This is a genomic window from Pseudomonas flavescens (genome assembly GCF_013408425.1).
GTDB lineage: Bacteria > Pseudomonadota > Gammaproteobacteria > Pseudomonadales > Pseudomonadaceae > Aquipseudomonas > Aquipseudomonas fulva_A.
The window spans coordinates 5,579,337-5,594,721 of record NZ_JACBYV010000001.1; the positions used below are offsets into that span (position 1 = coordinate 5,579,337).

Annotated in this window: 14 protein-coding genes; 5 read left to right on the forward strand and 9 right to left on the reverse strand. The window is 62.6% G+C overall.

What is annotated here, in order from left to right; all coding sequences use genetic code 11:
- Nucleotides 1-88 precede the first annotated feature (88 nt).
- Entirely contained in the window at nucleotides 89-2,653 is a 2,565-nt protein-coding gene (gene clpB / locus FHR27_RS24905) for an ATP-dependent chaperone ClpB (RefSeq protein WP_179539836.1), read from the forward strand.
- A 211-nt stretch (nucleotides 2,654-2,864) separates the two neighbouring features.
- Here clpB and FHR27_RS24910 read toward each other — a convergent pair whose 3' ends face one another.
- Genes FHR27_RS24910 through FHR27_RS24925 form a run of 4 tightly spaced genes read right to left on the reverse strand, consistent with a single transcriptional unit; the run spans nucleotide 2,865 to nucleotide 6,318 of the window.
- Entirely contained in the window at nucleotides 2,865-3,494 is a 630-nt protein-coding gene (locus FHR27_RS24910) for an ABC-type transport auxiliary lipoprotein family protein (protein WP_042554674.1), read from the reverse strand.
- Nucleotides 3,491-4,408, reverse strand: coding sequence for an MlaD family protein (locus FHR27_RS24915; RefSeq protein ID WP_042554675.1), 918 nt, complete (start codon nucleotides 4,406-4,408; stop codon nucleotides 3,491-3,493). The genes FHR27_RS24910 and FHR27_RS24915 overlap by 4 nt, the downstream gene beginning before the upstream one ends.
- Nucleotides 4,409-5,191 (reverse strand): ABC transporter ATP-binding protein, encoded by a 783-nt coding sequence (locus FHR27_RS24920; RefSeq protein WP_042554676.1) that lies wholly within the window; start codon nucleotides 5,189-5,191, stop codon nucleotides 4,409-4,411. It abuts the gene before it with no gap.
- Nucleotides 5,188-6,318 (reverse strand): MlaE family ABC transporter permease, encoded by a 1,131-nt coding sequence (locus FHR27_RS24925; RefSeq protein ID WP_179539837.1) that lies wholly within the window; start codon nucleotides 6,316-6,318, stop codon nucleotides 5,188-5,190. The genes FHR27_RS24920 and FHR27_RS24925 overlap by 4 nt, the downstream gene beginning before the upstream one ends.
- Before the next feature lie 265 nt (nucleotides 6,319-6,583).
- Between FHR27_RS24925 and FHR27_RS24930 the strand changes: the two genes are divergently transcribed.
- Both FHR27_RS24930 and FHR27_RS24935 read left to right on the forward strand, forming a co-directional pair.
- On the forward strand, nucleotides 6,584-7,186 hold the full coding sequence (locus FHR27_RS24930; RefSeq protein WP_042554678.1) for a nitroreductase family protein: 603 nt from the start codon (nucleotides 6,584-6,586) through the stop codon (nucleotides 7,184-7,186).
- Nucleotides 7,187-7,302: 116 nt separating this feature from the next.
- Complete coding sequence (locus tag FHR27_RS24935) at nucleotides 7,303-7,725, forward strand: HPF/RaiA family ribosome-associated protein (RefSeq protein WP_042554679.1); 423 nt, start codon at nucleotides 7,303-7,305, stop codon at nucleotides 7,723-7,725.
- A gap of 110 nt (nucleotides 7,726-7,835) precedes the next feature.
- Here the strand turns inward: FHR27_RS24935 and FHR27_RS24940 are convergent, their stop codons facing one another.
- The gene (locus tag FHR27_RS24940; RefSeq protein WP_179539838.1) at nucleotides 7,836-8,339 is read right to left on the reverse strand and encodes a hypothetical protein; all 504 of its coding nucleotides are present in this window, start codon (nucleotides 8,337-8,339) and stop codon (nucleotides 7,836-7,838) included.
- Between the two features lie 430 nt (nucleotides 8,340-8,769).
- On the opposite strand from FHR27_RS24940, the gene FHR27_RS24945 reads away from it, so the two are divergent.
- Both FHR27_RS24945 and FHR27_RS24950 read left to right on the forward strand, forming a co-directional pair.
- Nucleotides 8,770-9,933 (forward strand): iron-containing alcohol dehydrogenase, encoded by a 1,164-nt coding sequence (locus FHR27_RS24945; RefSeq protein WP_179539839.1) that lies wholly within the window; start codon nucleotides 8,770-8,772, stop codon nucleotides 9,931-9,933.
- 81 nt (nucleotides 9,934-10,014) lie between these two features.
- The gene (locus tag FHR27_RS24950) at nucleotides 10,015-10,449 is read left to right on the forward strand and encodes an acyl-CoA thioesterase (protein WP_179539840.1); all 435 of its coding nucleotides are present in this window, start codon (nucleotides 10,015-10,017) and stop codon (nucleotides 10,447-10,449) included.
- A 40-nt stretch (nucleotides 10,450-10,489) separates the two neighbouring features.
- Here FHR27_RS24950 and FHR27_RS24955 read toward each other — a convergent pair whose 3' ends face one another.
- The 4 genes from FHR27_RS24955 to fdhD form a co-directional block, all read right to left on the reverse strand.
- Nucleotides 10,490-10,924 carry a hypothetical protein gene (locus FHR27_RS24955; protein ID WP_042554682.1) on the reverse strand — a complete coding sequence of 145 codons (435 nt, stop codon included), beginning with the start codon at nucleotides 10,922-10,924 and terminating at the stop codon, nucleotides 10,490-10,492.
- Nucleotides 10,925-11,129: 205 nt separating this feature from the next.
- On the reverse strand, nucleotides 11,130-11,849 hold the full coding sequence (locus FHR27_RS24960) for a TorF family putative porin (RefSeq protein WP_179539841.1): 720 nt from the start codon (nucleotides 11,847-11,849) through the stop codon (nucleotides 11,130-11,132).
- 311 nt (nucleotides 11,850-12,160) lie between these two features.
- Entirely contained in the window at nucleotides 12,161-14,482 is a 2,322-nt protein-coding gene (locus FHR27_RS24965) for an FdhF/YdeP family oxidoreductase (protein ID WP_042554684.1), read from the reverse strand.
- Nucleotides 14,479-15,330 (reverse strand): formate dehydrogenase accessory sulfurtransferase FdhD, encoded by an 852-nt coding sequence (gene fdhD, locus FHR27_RS24970; protein WP_179539842.1) that lies wholly within the window; start codon nucleotides 15,328-15,330, stop codon nucleotides 14,479-14,481. Before fdhD ends, FHR27_RS24965 begins: the two co-directional genes overlap by 4 nt.
- Nucleotides 15,331-15,385: the final 55 nt, after the last annotated feature.

Sequence of the window (15,385 nt, forward strand, 5' to 3'; positions counted from 1 at the left end):
ATCGGCCTCATCTATGCTCCATCTCGGCAGGTTCTTCATTTAGGCGCATCCATCGCGCCGGCCTGCCTCCAAGAGGAAGGATGACGCCATGCGAATCGACCGTTTGACCAGCAAGTTGCAACTTGCCCTTTCCGACGCCCAGTCCCTGGCCGTCGGCCACGACCATTCCGCCATCGAGCCGCTGCATCTGATGCTGGCGCTGCTCGACCAGCAGGGCGGCTCCATTCGCCCGCTGCTGATGCAGGTGGGCTTCGACGTGAATGGCCTGCGCCAGGCCCTGAGCAAAGAGCTCGATCACCTCGGCAAGATCCAGAACCCGACTGGCGATGTGAGCCTGTCCCAGGATCTGGCGCGTCTGCTCAACCAGGCCGATCGCCTGTCGCAGCAGAAGGGTGACCAGTTCATCTCCAGCGAACTGGTGCTGCTTGCCGCCATGGACGAGAACACCAAGCTGGGCAAGCTTCTGCTCGGCCAGGGCGTGAGCCGCAAGGCTCTGGAAAACGCCGTGAACAACCTGCGCGGCGGCGATGCGGTGAATGACCCCAACATCGAGGAATCCCGTCAGGCGCTGGACAAGTACACCGTCGACCTCACCAAGCGTGCCGAAGAGGGCAAGCTCGATCCGGTGATCGGCCGTGACGATGAAATCCGCCGGACCATCCAGGTGCTGCAGCGCCGCACCAAGAACAATCCGGTGCTGATCGGCGAGCCTGGCGTGGGCAAGACCGCCATTGCCGAAGGGCTGGCCCAGCGGATCGTCAATGGTGAAGTGCCGGACGGCCTCAAGGACAAACGCCTGCTGTCATTGGATATGGGCTCGCTGATCGCCGGTGCCAAGTTCCGCGGCGAGTTCGAGGAGCGCCTCAAGGCCGTACTCAACGAACTGTCCAAGCAGGAGGGCCGCGTCATTCTGTTCATCGACGAACTGCATACCATGGTCGGAGCCGGCAAGGCCGAGGGCGCCATGGACGCCGGCAACATGCTCAAGCCGTCCCTGGCTCGTGGTGAACTGCACTGCGTGGGCGCCACCACCCTGAACGAGTATCGCCAGTTCATCGAGAAGGATGCCGCGCTGGAGCGTCGCTTCCAGAAGGTGCTGGTCGACGAACCGAGCGAAGAAGACACCATTGCCATCCTGCGTGGCCTCAAGGAGCGTTACGAGGTGCACCACAAGGTGGCCATCACCGACGGTGCGATCATCGCCGCGGCCAAGCTCAGCCATCGCTACATCACCGATCGCCAGTTGCCGGACAAGGCCATCGACCTGATCGACGAAGCCGCCAGCCGCATCCGCATGGAAATCGACTCCAAGCCGGAGGTGCTCGATCGACTGGATCGTCGTCTGATCCAGCTCAAGGTGGAAGCCCAGGCGCTCAAGAAGGAAGAAGACGAGGCGGCCAAGAAACGCTTCGTCAAACTGCAGGAAGACATCGCCAAGCTCGAGAAGGAGTACTCCGATCTCGATGAAATCTGGAAATCGGAAAAGGCCGAAGTTCAGGGCTCGGCGCAGATCCAGCAGAAGATCGAACAGTCGCGTACCGAACTCGAAGCGGCTCGCCGCAAGGGCGACCTGAACCGCATGGCCGAATTGCAGTACGGGATCATCCCCGACCTGGAGCGCAGCCTGCAGATGGTCGATCAGCACGGCAAGACCGAAAACCAGTTGCTGCGCAGCAAGGTCACCGAGGAAGAGATTGCCGAGGTCGTCTCCAAGTGGACCGGCATTCCGGTGTCGAAGATGCTCGAGGGTGAGCGCGACAAGCTGCTGAAGATGGAAGGGCTGCTGCACCAGCGGGTCATCGGTCAGGACGAAGCCGTGGTGGCCGTCGCCAATGCCGTGCGTCGTTCCCGGGCAGGCCTGTCGGACCCTAACCGGCCCAGCGGCTCGTTCCTGTTCCTTGGCCCGACCGGTGTCGGCAAGACCGAACTGTGCAAGGCGCTGGCCGAGTTCCTCTTCGATACGGAAGACGCTCTGGTGCGCATCGACATGTCCGAGTTCATGGAGAAGCATTCCGTCGCTCGTCTGATCGGCGCCCCACCGGGCTATGTCGGTTACGAGGAGGGCGGCTACCTGACCGAGGCAGTACGCCGTAAACCCTACTCGGTGGTGCTGCTCGACGAGGTCGAGAAGGCTCACCCGGACGTCTTCAACGTGCTGCTGCAAGTGCTCGAGGATGGTCGCCTGACCGATAGCCATGGCCGTACCGTGGACTTCAAGAACACCGTGATCGTGATGACCTCCAACCTGGGATCTGCGCAGATTCAGGAGCTGGTCGGTGATCGCGAGGCGCAGCGCGCGGCGGTCATGGACGCGGTGGGCAATCACTTCCGCCCGGAGTTCGTCAACCGTATCGACGAGGTGGTGGTGTTCGAACCGCTTGCCCGCGAGCAGATCGCCGGCATTGCCCGTATCCAGCTGTCGCGCCTGCTGCAGCGCCTGGCCGAGCGCGAGCTCAGCCTGGAATTGTCCGACGAGGCGATGGACAAGCTGATTGCCGTGGGTTACGACCCGGTGTACGGCGCACGGCCATTGAAGCGGGCGATCCAGCGCTGGATCGAGAACCCGCTGGCGCAGATGATCCTGGCTGGCAAGTTCAACCCCGGCAGCACGGTCATCGGCAAGGTGGACGGCGAGGAAATCGTTTTCGCCTGAGTCCTACTCTGTGGAAAGACCAACGGCCGGTGTGAGTGATCACACCGGCCGTTCTATTTCGGCTCTCTTGTGGCCTGGGGAAGGTCGGCGCTAACAAAGCTGTAGCGGAATGTGCAGATCCCTGTGGGAGCGGGCCATGCCCGCGAAAAAGTCACGGGCATGGCCCGTTCCCACAGTAGAACGATCACATAAGGCAGTAGAGCCGCTCCATTCAGGGCTTGCCGCTACCTGGCGCATTGCGCCGCCCTTGTTCCACCACCCAGTCGATGACCTGCTGCGAGAGCTGGTCGTTGGCGGCGCCGAATGTCTTCACCACCGATGGCACGGCGGTGTCGTTGGCGATATGCCGTACTTCGAAGCGGCGGCTGGCGAGGATGCGCTGATTGCCTGCCTGCACCAGGCGGGCGTCGAGCAGGATGTGCACTTCCGGCCGACCGTTGCGGTACTCGCTCTGGAAGGCGCGCAGGTCGCTACTCAGTTCAAGGTCGGCCTGCAGGCGGCTGTCGTCGCTGCTGACGGCACCGATACGACCGTCATCGAGAAACGCACCGATCAGCCGATCGCGAAACAGGGCGGGAGCACGATCGCTCCAGCGCGCCCCCTGGTAGGCGCTGATCAGGTCGCCGTCCGGCAGCACGGCAATTCGTGGGCTGTCGAGCAACTGGCTGCTCTGCGGTCGGTTGACCCGTAGCGACCAGTTTTCTCGCGGCACATCCGCGGCGCGTACGGGCAGATTGCTGGGCAGCAGGTAAACGCTCAGCGTCTCGCCCGCGGGAAGAATCGAGCAGGCGCTGAGCAGACCGGTCAGCAACAGAGCGCCAGCGGTGGCGAGTGCTTTCATGGTTGGAACTCCTTGATGCTGTCGCTGCGCAGCAGGTAGCCGGCGGGGTCCTCTTCCAGGCGCCGTGAGAACGAGCGCAGAGAGCCGAGCGTGTCACGCAGTTCGTTGATGGCCGGGCCCAGCTCACCGATGCCCTGCATACCGCCGTCGAGTGCGGCACGGTTATCCTGCAGCAACTGCTCTATATTGTTGCTGGTGCGCTCGAGCGAGGTCACCAGGCGTTCGGCACTGTCCAGGGTGTTCTGCGCCGGGCCGGAGAACAGCTGGTTGGCGTTGTTCATCAGGGCTGCGGCTTCGCGTCCGGCGGCGCTCATCTGAGTCAGTGCCTCGCGCAGTTCGTCACGCTGTTCGGAAACGCTGGCGGTGATCTGCTCGAGATTGCGCAGGGTCTTGGCGATGTTCTGGGTGTTCTCGCGGGAGAACATGGCGTTGGCGCGGTCGAGCAGGCGAGTGACGCTGACCATCAGGTCTTCGCCATTGGCCATCAGCCGTGACAGCGGCGAGCGGTCGGCGATGATCACCGGCGTTGCACCATTGCCTGCTTTCAACGGCGGGCTTTCGGGTGAGCCACCATGCAGCTGGATCACCGCGCCACCGGTGATATTGGTGATGGTCAAGCGCGCGCGGGTGTCTTCCTTGATCGGTGTGGAACTGGTGATGCGGATGTTCGCGTGCACCTTGCGCGGATCCTGCGGGTCGAGGGTCAGGCTGGTGACGTCACCTACGCGAATGCCGCTGTATTGCACGGCGCTGCCCTGGGACAGGCCGCTGACCGCCTCGGTGAAGACCACTTCGTAGTAGTTGAACTGCTTGTCCGCGCTGGACTTGCCCAGCCACAGGGCGAACAGCAGGATGGCGCTGACGATCGCCACCGTGAACATGCCTATCAATACGTGGTGGGCACGCGGTTCCATTCAAACACTCCTAGGCACAGCGGCCTGCTCGGCGGCGCGTCCGCGCGGTCCGTGAAAATAGTCGTGAATCCAGGCATCGTCGGTGGCGGCGACCACTTCCAGTCTGTCAGCCACCAGCACGCGTTTCTGCGACAGCACCGCCACCCGGTCACAGAGGGTGTAGAGCGTATCCAGATCGTGGGTAACCAGAAAAACGCTGAGGCCCAGGGCATCACGCAGGGTGCGTATCAACTGGTCGAAAGCCGCGGCGCCAATCGGGTCGAGGCCCGCCGTCGGTTCATCGAGAAACAGAATGTCCGGCTCCAGTGCCAGGGCGCGGGCCAGGGCTGCACGCTTGATCATGCCGCCCGACAACTCGGTCGGGTATTTGTCGCCCGCATGGCTGGGCAGGCCAACCAGCGCCACCTTGGATTCGGCCAGGCGCTCGGCACTGGCACGGGTGAGCCCGGCATGTTCGATCAGCGGCAGGGCGATGTTCTCCAGGACGGTGAGCGAGGAAAACAGCGCGCCACGCTGATAGAGCACGCCGAAGCGCCGCTCCAGTTCGGAGCGACGCTGTGCCGACAGCGTCAGCAGGTCTTCGCCGAATACCCGCACCGTGCCCGCGTTGGGCTGACGCAGGCCGACGATGGTGCGCAGCAGCACGGACTTGCCGGTACCCGAACCGCCCACCACGCCAAGCACTTCGCCGCGGTACAGATCGAGATCCAGATGCTGGTGAACCACCTGCGGGCCGAACTGATTGGTCAGGTCGCGTACCTGGATGATCGCTCTCTCGCTCACCAGCCCATCTCCATCAGAAACAGGGCGGCCACGGCGTCCACCACGATCACCACGAAGATCGATTGCACCACGCTGGATGTGGTGCGTTCCCCCACCGAGCGGGCGCTGCCGGTGACCTTGAAGCCCTCCAGGCAACCGATCACGGCAATCAGAAAAGCGAAGATAGGTGCCTTGAGCATGCCCACCAGGAAGTGATTGATCGGGATGTTCTCCTGCAGCAGGTAGAGGAACATCGGCGGCGAGATATCCAGCGTCAGCATGCACACCATGGCGCCACCAACCATGCCACATACCATGGCGACGAATGTCAGCAGCGGCAGGGCGATGAGCATGGCGAACACCCGCGGCAGCACCAGCAGCTCCATCGGGTTGAGACCCAAAGTGCGGATCGCGTCGATTTCCTCGTTGGCCTTCATCGAGCCGATCTGCGCGGTGAAGGCACTGGCAGTGCGGCCGGCCATGAGAATGGCGGTGAGCAGTACGCCGAACTCACGCAGGAATGAGAACGCCACGAGGTCGACCGTGTAGATGGTCGCCCCGAAGTCGGCGAGGATGGTCGCGCCGAGGAAGGCCACCACGGCGCCGACCAGAAAGGTCAGCAAGGCAACGATGGGCACCGCGTTGAGGCCGATCTGTTCCAGGTGTGAAGCCAGGGACGTCAGCCGCCAGCGGCGCGGGTTGAGCAGAATCAGCAGCATGCTGCTGAGGGTGAGGCCGACGAAGCCCAGCAGGCCGACCGCCTTGTGCCAGACCCCTTCCACCACTTCACCGATATGGCCGAAGAACTCCCGGTAGGTCGAGCGGGCGGGATGCTCGGCGGCCTGCTGATCCGTCTGCATGGCGGCGGCGACGGTCTGCAGCAAGGCGCGGCGTTCGTCGCTGAGCGTTGCCGTGGGCAGCAGCTCCATCAGCCGTTCGGCACCGAGCAACTCGACCAGCAGGCTGGCGCCAGCGGTATCCAGCGCGTCCAGTTCGCTGATGTCGGCATGCAGATCATCGGTGCGCTCGCGCCTGATCGCATCCACCTGAGGGAGCAGTGCACCATAGTGTGCGAGCGTCCAGTCTCCACCCACCTTCAGCGCAGCGGCGTCGGCAGTGGCAAGGGAGATGTAGGGCGGGTTGGTCATGGTCGACAGCTTAACGCTCGAACGTTCGTGTGGGACATCCGTAATAGAGCCTCAAGGGTCCCTTGTAAACCCTGGCTTGCATGCACGATTCGCAAGGCGCGTGGCAAACCCGCGCTGGTGCGGGCTATGGGTAATCGACTGACCAGGGCGGACGGGGTTCGAATAAATCGTTGCAGGCGATGAATCGAATCGCAAAAGCCCGATGGTTTTGCCAGGCAACAGACCCTAGCATTGATTCTTTCCGTCAGCGATTCAGGAGTTTCCCATGCATATCGACGAAGCCATTCGCAGCCGCCGCGCCATCAAGGGCTACGACGCAGGGTTCACCCTCAGCAGTGAAGAGAAGAACGAGTTGCTGCAATTGGCACTGCTCGCGCCGTCAGCGTTCAACCTGCAGCATGTGCGGCTGGTCGAGGTCAGTGATCCGGCCTTGCGTCAGCAGATTCGCGAAGCTGGCTGGGGGCAGGCGCAGATGACCGATGCCTCGATGCTCGTGGTGATCTGTGCGCAGGTCGATAGCTGGGAGCAGAATGTCGGTCGAGTGTGGGAGGGGGCGCCGGTTGAAGTGCAGCAGTACATGGCGGGTGCCATCGACACCTACTACCGTGACAAGCCTCAGGTGCAGCGCGACGAGACCATGCGCAGTTGTGGCCTGATGGCGCAGACCCTGATGCTGGCCGCTCGTGGCAAGGGCCTGGACTCCTGTCCCATGGATGGTTTCGATTTCGATGCCGTGGCCAAGCTGATCAATCTGCCGGAAAATCACGTGATCGGCCTGATGGTCGCGGTGGGCAGAAAAGCTGTCGATGCCAAGCCGCGGATCGGCAAGCTGCCATTCGACGAGGTGGTGATCCGCGACCGGTTCTGATCATCCTTCGCTTTCTTGGCGCGTGCTGCGTATCTTGGCCGAGGGGGTAATCAGCAGGAACCTAGTCCTGATCCGTTGCCTCCAAGCTTGTAGACCCGTCAAAAGCGAGGAATACCATGCAAGTTCAAGTGAACAGCAACCATATCGAAGGCAGTGCCCGACTCCAGGAATGGGTCGGCGCATCGGTGGCGGATCGTCTGGAGCGTTACGAGGAGTTCCTGTCGCGTGTCGAAGTGCACATCAGCGACGAGAATGGCAGCAAGAGCGGTGCCGATGACAAGCGCTGCCAGATCGAAGCCAGGCCCAAGGGCCATCAGCCGCTTTCGGTCACTCACAAGGCCGAGTCACTGGATCAGGCGGTGGAGGGCGCTGCCGAGAAGATGCGCCACGCGCTGGAGCATCTGGTCGGCAAGCTGGAAAGCAAAGCGGTCGGTACCGGACATCTCGAGCAGGAACTGGATGTCAGCGAGCCGGAAAATTCCGATGCGCTGCTGCAAGAAGAGTTTCTGGAACGTCAGGAGGCGCTCGGCAAGGAATGATTTCTCGATGCGCTTACTCGTCCGGGTGAGCGCATGTTCCCAACTCGTGCATGAAACCGGCCGCCATGGGGCGTCGTTATCGCGACGTCCCATGGCGGCCGGTTCGTTTGTCAGGCCACCAGGCTGCGTCCGATGAAGTCCGGTGACTCGGTCTGCCGATACGTCGAGATGGCTTGCTCGGCCAATCGCGGGCTGACCTGGTAGGCATTGGTGGCCGCTGGATTGGTTTCCAGTTGTACCCGCTGCCTTGCCAGGTTCTCCGCCGACAGCGGGTTGAGGTTGTCCTGACGCTGCTCCTGCAAGGTTTCCAGGCGCTGCTCACGCAATTGCTCATCGAGAGCGCTCGCCGCATCTTCACGTTCGAGACGCAACTGCAGCGCTCGCTCTTCTCTCTCCTCCTGCAAGGCGATGCGCTGCTCACGTGCCTCACGCAGCTGCTCCTGGCGATCCTGCTCCAGGCGCTGACGTTCGAGCAGGCGTTCCTGTGCTTCATTGAGACGCTGAGCGGACGGCGTCACCCGCTCCAGTTGGTTGGTCTGCAGGCCATTGCCCGACGACGTAACGGGGCGGTAGCTGTACTGGCCGATATTCATGCCGTCGATAGAAAGGGGCATGAGTCACCTCATCTTTCGCTTCGATGCTTTCAGTCTAAGCCCGGTATCACGCATCCCTTAGGCGGATGTGTCATAAACCCAAGAACCGGATGGACTAGCACTTTTTCGGTGGCTGAATGTCGGGCAGTCGCGTCGATCTGCGTCATCTGCGTGCAAAGGTGCATGGTTGCTCGCCTGCGCGGTCAGAGGCCAAATGCCCGAGCGAAGCGCCTTGCGGCGGGGAAGTGCGTTGCGGAGCATGCTGTATGTCCCCAAGAACGCGACGAATGGCAGGAGTCATCGGCTTTTCCGGGCAGATGTCGTTTCACGGCCTACTATGAACAGCAGGGGCCGTTGCCTGATCGTGGTGATCTGCGAGTTCGTACGATTCGTAAAAAAGCATGGCCTGCCGCGCAATCATCCAAGCGCTCCACTGGAAGAGGAAAGCGTCATGCAGCCATTCAGTTTCGCTACGGCCGCCCATCTCATCTGCGAACCGGGAGCCGTGCAGCGGCTCGTGCCCTTGTGCCGAGCATGGGGAGCGCGCTCGGTGGTGTTGGTCACCGATGCCGGTGTCGCTCGGCTCGATTTTGTCGAAGAAGTACGGGCTGCCTTTGCTGCCGGTGATATCGCCCTGCACCTATTCGATGGGGTAACGGCGGGAGCACCGGAGAGCGTGGTAAACGCCGCGGCACACTTCGCGAAGAACGTGCAGGCCGGCCTGATCATTGGATTCGGCGGCGGAAGCTCTCTGGACGTTGCCAAGCTGGTTGCCTTGCTGGCCCACCCGCAATGCAGGCAATCGCTTGATGATCTGTATGGGCTCGACAAGGCCATGGGGCAGCGCCTGCCGTTGATTCAGGTACCGACCACTGCAGGCAGTGGCTCTGAAGTCACGCCCATTGCGGTGGTCACTACGGCTCATGCGACGCGTATCGCGGTGGTGTCGGCTCGTTTGCTGCCGGACCTGGCGCTGCTGGATGCTGATCTCACCCTGCAATTGCCAGCGCCTGTAACCGCCGCCTGCGGCATGCTCGCCATGGGCCACGCTGTCGAGGCGTACACCGGCGCGCGGCGCAAGAATCCGCTGTCCGACATGCTCGCTCGCGAGGCGTTGCGCTTGCTCGGCGCCAATCTGGACGAAGCGGTGCACAACGGCAGTAACCGCGAGGCACGTCAGGCCATGCTGCTTGGCGCCTGTCTCGCCGGTCAGGCCTATGCCAACGCGCCTCTGGCGGCAGTGCATGCCCTGGCCTATCCCCTCGGCGGGCATTGTCAGGTGCCTCACGGGGTGAGTACGGCGGTGCTGTTGCCGCATGTATTGGGCTTCAATGCAGCCGTCGCCGCACCGCTTTATGAAGAGCTGGCGCCGCTGTTGCTCGGCGAGCGTTTGCGTGCGGGCGATGCCACGGATCATACCGAGCAGTTCATCATCGAACTGGCCGACCTCAGCGAGCGTAGCGGCCTGCCTGGGCGCCTGCGTGACATCGGTGTCGACCATGCGCTGCTGCCACGTCTGGCTACCGATGCCATGCTGCACGAGCGTCTGCTGGCCAATAATCCGCGGGAGATGACCCAGGCCCATGCGCTGGCGATCTATCAGGTCGCCTACTGATCGAATGGCTGCTCGCGGGTTGTCAGTGGTGGCGGAGGCCGGCACCATGCCGGCTTATCCTCCACGCAAGGTGTCGTCCCCATGCAGCAGCCGCAGCATCTGCGCGAGCACTACCGTCATTTCCTGCCGATCACTACGCGCTGGCATGACAACGACCTGTACGGGCACGTCAATAACGTCACCTACTACAGCTATTTCGATAGTGCGGTGAATACCTATCTGATCGAGGTGGGCGGCCTGGACATCCACCGTGGCGAGGTCGTCGGCTTCGTGGTCAGCTCCAGTTGCGACTACTTCGCTTCGATTGCCTTTCCCGAGCGCATCGAAATCGGCTTGCGTGTCGGCAATCTGGGCAATAGCTCGGTGCAATACGAGCTGGCGGTGTTCAAGGAAGGGGAGCAGCAGGCCTGTGCGGCCGGGCGCTTCGTGCATGTGTTCGTCGACCGGTCGAGCAACCGACCGGTTGCCATTCCGCAAACGCTACGACTGGCGATGGACGCGTTGCGAGTCCCTTGAACGACCAAGGGCGCTGACGGCGCCCTTGGTTGTATGGATATTAGCGATGACGATGTTTGTGATGGCGTTTGTAGTGCTTCTTGCCATGGCGATGGCCGTTATCGCGGTAGCGGGATTCGTTACGGTTGCTGTCGGCCACCTCGTTGGCCAGAGCGCCGCCGGCAGCGCCACCCAGACCTGCGCCAATGGTCGATGCGGTGCTGCCACCGAACTGGCTGCCCAGTACCGACCCGCCTGCTGCACCCAGGCCGCCGCCCAATGCGGCTTCCGTTTTGTTGCGTGAGCTGATGGCGCCACCTGCTGCGCCGCCCAGGCCAGCGCCGATCGCGGCGCCTGTGCTGCCACCCAGGTGCTGACCGACGATATTGCCGAGTGCGCCACCGACGCCGCTGCCAATGGCGGTCTTGGTGGTATCGGCGTTGGCCAGGGGAGAAACCAGTGCACTGAAAGCCAATGCGGTAAGGAATGTACGCATCGCGCAACCCTCGAAAAATACCCTTGCGGGCGTAGTCATGGCATGGCCATGGATCATGCGGTCGGCGGTGCTGTACCGGCGACACAAGCTTAGAGCCTGATCTGCAAGGAAATTCCCGAGAGGGGGGATTAAAGATACACGAATGAATGTATCTAAATGTGTGCGACGTTGGGCTTGCCCAGGCGGCGCGTGGCTTTGCCCGTATTCAGAACAGCGAACGGGAGGCCTTGATCAGGAACCAGCCCTCGCACTCGGTATTGTGGCCCGAATAGGCCGAACAGGCGTCGCCGCTCAGGCTGGAGTCCGAATAGGAAAAATCGAAGTCGATGCCTTTCCAGGGCCGAGACAGGCTCAGGGACCAGTCATTGAACGAATTCACCTGGCCGCCGCCAGAAACCGTCTTGGGGTTGTCGAGCAAGTGATTGCCGTAGCGCACCACGACGGCCATGCCCAGCAAGTGGATGCGGCCCAGGTCGGCCAGAACCGTACTGTTGAAACGGCTGGGGTCATTGCTGAAGGAGAAGCCGAAGCGTCGTGTGTCATAGGTCAGGCCCGCGTAGACGTCCTGACTGTCGAGGTAGGTGTAACCCGGATGGCTGTAACGAATGGTGCCGACTTCATAGCCAAGCGAGTCGACGAATTGCTGGCGATAGCCGACATAGCTGTTGAGCTCCATGCGACTGCCTGGACTGATACCCAGATTGGGCGACCACTGTCCCAGATACCAGCCGCTTGGATGGCTCAAGTCGAGGCCACCGTGAAAGGCGCCGCCGCTCTCTGGCTTGACCAGCCCCTGCGCCATGCTGCGGCTCGGCGTAGTCCCCAGGTTGAGCTCGTAGTCACCCAGCTCGCGCTCCATGATCGCCGCCTGGGCGTGGATGCTCAGCAGAGCCGCCCCAAGCAGGACGGCAGATGAAAACCGCATGGTATTCCCTCCCGTTGCAGGCCAATGACCCAAGTGCCAGGCAGTCGGCCTGGTGGTCATTCGCACGGTTGTCGCTCGTCTGGCAGAAACCCGAAGGGCCACATCGTGGCTTGGGTTGGAAACTACGCGCTTCGGTCGAGCGCTCAAGCGGGCACGTTAACCGAGGGCGGTAACGGCAAAGGGACATCAGAGCTTATTTTTGGCGATAAGTGCCACTGTTTCCGACGAGCTGCATGCATCGGGCATGCCGTACGCAGCCAGTCACCCTCCCGCTCCAGCCATGCGCCGGAGCGGGAGGGCGGTGCCAAGGCTTACAGAATACGCGCGGTTTCCTGCGCCGCGTGCAGGCGAATGGCGACGAACTTGGAGGTCGGCGTGTGGCTGCCCAGGCCGACGCTTTCCAGCGGCACCAACGGGTTGGCTTCCGGGTAGTAGGCGGCCGCCTGGCCTGCCGGGATGTCGAATGCCAGCAGCGTGAAACCGACGACCTTGCGCTCGATGCCATCGTCCCATAGCGACGTGATGTCGACTTTCTGGCCGTGCTTGTAGCCCAGTCGCGTTAGGTCGGCCTCGTTGACGAACAGCACGTCACGCTGACCACGGACGCCGCGGTAGCGGTCGTCGAGGCCATAGATGGTGGTGTTGTACTGATCGTGAGAGCGCATGGTCTGCAGGATCAGATCCGGCGTCTGGCCGCTGTTGCGGACCTGTGCTGGCAGCAGATCGGCGAGCAGGGCGTTGGCCTTGAAGTTGGCCTTGCCGGTGGTGGTTTTCCACTGGCGGGCCCCAGCCGAGTTACCCAGGTAGAAGCCGCCCGGGTGCTGTACGCGGTTGTTGAAGTCCTGGAAGCCGGGGATGGTGTCGGCAATCAGCTCACGGATGCGGCTGTAGTCGGCGATCATCGCATCCCAGTCCACCGGGTGATTGCCCAGGGTGGCCTTGGCGATACCGGCAACGATGGCCGGTTCGGAACGCATTTCCTTCGACAGCGGATCGAGCTGGCCGTTGGAGGCGTGGATCATGCTGAACGAATCCTCCACGGTCACCGCTTGCGGGCCGTTGGCCTGAACGTCGATGTCGGTGCGGCCGAGGCACGGCAGGATCAGTGCGTCGGTACCGGTGGTCAGGTGGCTGCGGTTGAGCTTGGTGCTGATCTGCACGGTCAGCTCGCAATTCTGCAGTGCCTGATGCGTGCGTGGGCTGTCAGGCGTGGCCTGGGCGAAGTTGCCACCCAGGGCGATGAACACCTTGGCCTGGCCATCGACCATGGCGTTGATCGCTTCCACGGTATTGTGACCGTTTTCGCGGGGCACCTTGAACTGGAAGCGCTTCTCGATGTTGTCGAGCAGCAGCACCGGTGGGCGATCATTGATGCCCATGGTGCGGTCACCCTGCACGTTGCTGTGGCCACGTACCGGGCACAGGCCCGCGCCAGGGCGGCCAAGGTTGCCGCGCAGCAGTTGCAGGTTGACGATTTCCTGGATGGTCGCCACCGAGTGCAAGTGCTGGGTGATACCCATCGCCCAGCACATGATCACCTTGTCGGCGCGGCGGTACATCAGGGCGGCCTGCTCGATGTCTTCCAGGGTCAGGCCGGACTGCTCGACCAGCGATTCCCAGGAGGTTTCATCGAGCACCGCCAGGTAGGCATCGACGCCATCGGTATGTTCGGCGATGAAGGCGTGGTCGAAGACCGGCTTGTCACCCTTGGCGACCGCTTCGCGCTCCCACTGCAGCAGGAATTTGGCGATACCCCGCAGCGCCGCCATGTCGCCGCCGAGAGCCGGGCGGAAGAATGCGGTGTTCAGCGGCTCGGAACCGTTGGTAAGCATTTCTAGGGCATGTTGTGGGTGCTGGAAACGCTCCAGGCCACGCTCTTTCAGCGGGTTGAAGGCCACCACCTGGGCGCCACGTTTCACCGCCTCACGCAGCGGCTCGAGCATGCGCGGGTGGTTGGTGCCCGGATTCTGGCCGAGCACGAAGATGGCATCGGCGTGTTCGAAGTCCGCGAAGGTCACGCTGCCCTTGCCAATGCCGACGCTCTGGATCAGCGCGACACCGCTGGCTTCGTGGCACATGTTCGAGCAGTCGGGGAAGTTGTTGGTGCCGAACGCGCGAACGAACAACTGATACAGGAACGCCGCTTCGTTGCTGGCCCGGCCGGAGGTGTAGAACTCGGCCTGGTTCGGGCTTTCGAGGTTCTTCAGGTGTTTGGCGATCAGGCTGAAAGCGTCGTCCCAGGAGGTCGGCACGTAGCGATCGGTGCTTGCGTCGTAACGCATCGGCTCGGTCAGTCGGCCCTGATACTCGAGCCAGTAGTCGCTCTGTTCACGCAACTGGCTGACGCTGTACTTGGCGAAGAACTTCGCGTCGACGCGGCGTTTGGTGGCTTCCCAGTTGACTGCCTTGGCACCGTTCTCGCAGAACTTGATGCGGCCGTCTTCCGGGGAGTCGCCCCAGGCACAGCCCGGGCAGTCGAAGCCGCCGTTCTGGTTGGTCTTGAGCAGCGCACGCAGGTTCTTGAACGGCTGTTTGCTGTCCAGCCAGAACTGGGTGACGCTGATCAGCGCACCCCAACCGGCGGCAGCGCCTTTATAGGGTTTGTAACGCGGGTTAACGGGTTGCAGGCTCATGGCTGTTCTTCTCTTGCAGGCGGCGCGGGGCTGTAGACCCGGGGCGCGCTGTGGTGGGGCAGATGGATCAGGTTGAGGTTGTGCCGGCGCGCCCACTGCACGGTGAGGGCGGTCGGTGCCGAAAGGCTGACCAGATTGCCGAGGCCGGCTCTGACCGCCTTGTGAATCAATTCCAGGCTGCAGCGGCTGGTTACCACCGCAAAGCCCTGGCGAACATCGAGGTGTTCGCGCAGCAGGGCGCCGATCAGCTTGTCCAGCGCGTTGTGCCGGCCGATGTCTTCACGGCAGGCGCGTATCTCGCCACTGCCATCGACATACAGGGCGGCATGCAGGGCACCACTGCGGCGGGCCAGGTCCTGAACGGCGGCGATCCGCTCGCGCAGGTTGACCAGGTGAGCGGGGTCGGGCAGCTCGGCCTTGGCCAGGGTGGTCAATTGCGGCAGGGCCTGATCGAGGGCTTCCACGCCGCACAGGCCGCAGCCACTGCTTCCGGCCAGCTGCCGGCGCTGTTGCTTCATTGCCCAGAAGGCGCGGCTGCTTATTTCTACTTCGGCATTGATCGCTGCGCCGATATAACGCAAACGAATGTCATAAATATCGTCGATGGAGTCGACCACTGCACTGCTGAGGCTGAAACCGGCGATGAAGTCCTCCACTGCTGTGGGCGACACCATCATCACGGCATAACTGATGCCGTTGTAGCTGATGGCCAGCGCACTCTCCTGAGCCAGGACGGCGCAGTCGCCGGTCTCTGGGTTGCCGAGCTCCGCGTAGGCGTAGCTCTCCGGCTGCGCGGCAGCTGGTGCGGTAACGTCGGAAGTGCTGGATATCTCGGCTGACCGGGGCACGGCAAGCTCCCCTGCGGCGGATTGACACAGAGAAGCGTAGGCCCTTGGCCAGTAT

Bases quoted from the DNA above. Each gene is read 5' to 3' on its own strand.
- clpB (WP_179539836.1), top strand. From the start codon at position 89: ATGCGAATCGACCGTTTGACCAGCAAGTTGCAACTTGCCCTTTCCGAC.
- FHR27_RS24910 (WP_042554674.1), bottom strand. From the start codon at position 3,494: ATGAAAGCACTCGCCACCGCTGGCGCTCTGTTGCTGACCGGTCTGCTC.
- FHR27_RS24915 (WP_042554675.1), bottom strand. From the start codon at position 4,408: ATGGAACCGCGTGCCCACCACGTATTGATAGGCATGTTCACGGTGGCG.
- FHR27_RS24925 (WP_179539837.1), bottom strand. From the start codon at position 6,318: ATGACCAACCCGCCCTACATCTCCCTTGCCACTGCCGACGCCGCTGCG.
- FHR27_RS24930 (WP_042554678.1), top strand. From the start codon at position 6,584: ATGCATATCGACGAAGCCATTCGCAGCCGCCGCGCCATCAAGGGCTAC.
- FHR27_RS24935 (WP_042554679.1), top strand. From the start codon at position 7,303: ATGCAAGTTCAAGTGAACAGCAACCATATCGAAGGCAGTGCCCGACTC.
- FHR27_RS24940 (WP_179539838.1), bottom strand. From the start codon at position 8,339: ATGCCCCTTTCTATCGACGGCATGAATATCGGCCAGTACAGCTACCGC.
- FHR27_RS24945 (WP_179539839.1), top strand. From the start codon at position 8,770: ATGCAGCCATTCAGTTTCGCTACGGCCGCCCATCTCATCTGCGAACCG.
- FHR27_RS24950 (WP_179539840.1), top strand. From the start codon at position 10,015: ATGCAGCAGCCGCAGCATCTGCGCGAGCACTACCGTCATTTCCTGCCG.
- FHR27_RS24955 (WP_042554682.1), bottom strand. From the start codon at position 10,924: ATGCGTACATTCCTTACCGCATTGGCTTTCAGTGCACTGGTTTCTCCC.
- FHR27_RS24960 (WP_179539841.1), bottom strand. From the start codon at position 11,849: ATGCGGTTTTCATCTGCCGTCCTGCTTGGGGCGGCTCTGCTGAGCATC.
- FHR27_RS24965 (WP_042554684.1), bottom strand. From the start codon at position 14,482: ATGAGCCTGCAACCCGTTAACCCGCGTTACAAACCCTATAAAGGCGCT.